This window comes from Mycobacterium sp. (genome assembly GCF_049280035.1).
Lineage (GTDB): Bacteria > Actinomycetota > Actinomycetes > Mycobacteriales > Mycobacteriaceae > Mycobacterium.
Genome location: NZ_JBAPPI010000120.1, coordinates 1 through 3110 on the forward strand (window position 1 = coordinate 1; position 3110 = coordinate 3110).

The 3110-nt window shown below is 64.6% G+C and carries 2 protein-coding genes; one reads left to right on the plus strand and one right to left on the minus strand.

Annotated features, from left to right (window positions below):
- Nucleotides 1-446: 446 nt before the first annotated feature.
- Entirely contained in the window at nt 447-1571 is a 1125-nt protein-coding gene (locus tag WAN71_RS03950; RefSeq protein WP_422224080.1) for a BTAD domain-containing putative transcriptional regulator, read from the plus strand.
- Nucleotides 1572-1743: 172 nt separating this feature from the next.
- Here WAN71_RS03950 and WAN71_RS03955 read toward each other — a convergent pair.
- The coding region (locus tag WAN71_RS03955; protein ID WP_422224081.1) for a serine/threonine protein kinase at nt 1744-3110 on the minus strand (1367 nt) is incomplete at its 5' end.

The window sequence follows — 3110 nt, forward strand, 5'->3', positions numbered from 1 at the left end:
GGCGATGTCAAGCTGCGGAAGTCCGCCGGCGGCCATGTAGCCATGATGGCAGCCCAGAGTTGCACCGGATCACACGACTCAACCGGTGCCCAAATCCGCATGCAGACGCCGGCAAGAATCTTGCAAGAAAACTTTGTAGGTGCTCCTCAGATTCTGTTGTCACCGGGAAAGCCCCGAACACTCAGACACAGGAGTCCCCAATGATCACCACCCGTTTCACCGAGTTCTCCAGCGCTTCCCCTGCTGTTGCTGTGTGGCAGCTGATGAGCAAGATCAGCGCACTCGTAGGGCCCTTGTCTTGTCGCTGACATCGCCCCAGGGCCAGATTCCGTATTGGGATGGCTTGAGCGTCCCGGGGCGTGGTCGTGTTCAGAGCGTCGCCAATTGGTTCAGCGGCGCCACAATGAGAGGCTTAGGTCACCGATGACGCGGAGGCCTAAAGCACGATGGGACGAACTGGAATCAAGTTCGGTCTTCTGGGGCCTTTGTCCATGACCGTGGCCGGCGCGCCGGTGGCATTGGGTACGCCGAAACAGAAGGCAGTGCTCGCCGTGCTACTGATCAACCGCAATCGCGCGGTAGGCACGGAGTGGTTGGTTGACGCCGCCTGGGATCAGTCGCCGGTGCCGGCAGCACGTACCAACATCCACTCCTATGTGTCCAACCTGCGCCGACTGCTTGGCGGCGCCGGAGTGAATCCCAACGCGGTGCTGGCCAGCGCACCACCGGGGTATCGCCTTAACGTCGCTGACGGCGATTGCGACCTGGATCGCTTCATCGCTAAGAAGAACGCGGGACTTCAGGCCGCCGCAGCAGGACGGTCCGAAGAGGCCAGCGAGCACCTGTCGGCCGCGCTGGCCGAATGGTACGGGCCGGTCCTTGACGACCTGGGGGATTTCGAGTTCGTCAAGACCTTCGCCACCGCGCTGGCCGAGGACCAGATGTTGGTCCATATCACCCGCGCAGAGGCCGAAATTGCGTGCGGACGCGCCCAGACCGTGATCGGTGATCTTGAAACGCTTGCCGCCCAGCATCCCTACCGGGAACCGTTATGGGCGAAGCTGATCACCGCCTATTACATTGTTGAACGTCAGTCCGATGCTCTCGATGCCTATCGGCGACTAAAAACGGCGCTGGCCGAGGATCTGGGCATCGACCCGGGTCCCACCGTGAGTGCGCTGCACGCGCGAATCCTGCGCCAGGAGCGTCTGAACACCAAGCGGGTCGCCAAGACCACCGCGATGCGCGCCATGACCGGCGTGCACACCGCGTCGGCCGGCGAGTCGGCTGTGGCACGCCTGCGCGACGCCACCGGACGCCTCTATCCGCTGAAAGGGGCGGCCACCCGGGTGGGGCGGCTTGCAGATAATGACATCGTTCTCAACGACGACGATGTCAGCAGGCATCACGCGGTAATCATCGATACCGGCGGCAGTTTCGTGATTACCGATTTGGATTCGGCCAACGGCGTGAAGGTGCAAGGCCAGCGAATCCGTTCCAGCGCCACCCTCGCCGATGGTGACTGCATCAGCATCTGCGACCACGAGTTCACCTTCGAGATCCGACGATGAGTGAGCAATCCCGGCACCGATCCTGAGCCGCGATGCTGTCAACGCAGGGGATCCCGCACTGGTTCAATCCAAGTACCGCGTACCAGTATTTATGCTGGTCAGAGGCTATTTGTGACCCGATGAGCGGGCCTCGTGCCCGATATGTGGCCAATTCGGTTGTCGCACGTGCTGCTTACCCCGCCGGCAGTTTCACCACCCGGTTCATGCGGAGATCGGCGACGTAGAGGTTGCCGGCGTTGTCCACCGCCACACCCATGGGGGTGTTGAGGCTGGTGAACGGCACAACGGTCGGGGCGGGCGAGCCCGTCGTCAGTACCAGCACCCGACGGTTGCGCTCGTCGGTGACGTAGACATCGCCGGCACTGTCCACTGCCACCCCACGGGGATGGTCGAGGCCGGTGAACGGCAGCTCGGTCGGGGTGGCCGAGCCCGCTGCGAGCTTCAGCACGCGATTGTCGCCCTCGTCGTTGACGTAGAGGTCGCCGGCGGTGTCCACCGCCACACCGGTGGGGCCGTGGAGGCCGGTGAACGGCAGCACGCTCTGGGTGGCCGAGCCCGCCGCCAGTTTCAGCACCTGATAGTTGCCGACATCGGTGACGTAGACGTTGCCGGCGCTGTCCACCGCCACCCCGCCGGGGGTGTTGAGGCCGGTGAACGGGAGATCGGTCGGGGTGCTGGAGTCCGCCGCCAGCTTCAGCACCCGGTTGTTGCCCGAGTTGTCGCCATTGCCGACAACGTACAGGTTGCCGGCGGTGTCCACCGCCACACCGATTGGGCTGTTGACGCCAGTGAACGGCAGCACGCTCTGGGTGGCCGAGCCCGCCGCCAGCTTCAGCACCCGGTTGTCGCCCGAGTCGGCGACGTACACGGTGCCGGCGCTGTCTACCGCAACACCCCACGGGCTGTCGAGGCCGGTGAACTGCAGCGTGACTTGAGGACCGTATGCGGGTGCGCGGTGCTGAGTGCTGGTGGCCTGCGTGATCTGAGGGCCGTTCGACTTCTCGTGCGGCTGGCTGGCGATGACAATCGCGGCGAAGACGGCGACGGTCAACAAGGCAGCCGGAATCCCGACGCCGAGCCACCACCGGTGCCGTGTCGGTTTACCAGACAGCCAGCCGGGTGGGGGCTGTTGGGTTGTGGGTTGGGTCATGTAGACGGGCTGTTGCCGCGCGGCGGGTGTGGGTGGTGGCGCGGGTGTGGGTCGGGGCGCGTTGTCGAGTGGGGTGGGGTGCTTGGGTGGTGCCAGCGGCGTGGTGATGGCGTCGTGGGCGGCGTTGGCCAACTCGACGGTGGTGGCATAACGCTGGTCGGGGTCTTTGGCCATGCCGGTAGCGATCACCGGATCGAGCGTGGCAGGCACGTTGGGATCGGTGCTCGACGGGCGCGGAGGCGGGGCCGTCAAATGCGCGGTGATTTGCTGTTCGAAGTTGTCTCCGGGAAATGGTGTGCTGCCGGTCAGACACTCATAGAGCACGCACGCCAACGCGTAGATGTCGGCGCGGGCGTCGACTTGGCCTGCTCGCAGCCGTTCCGGGGACA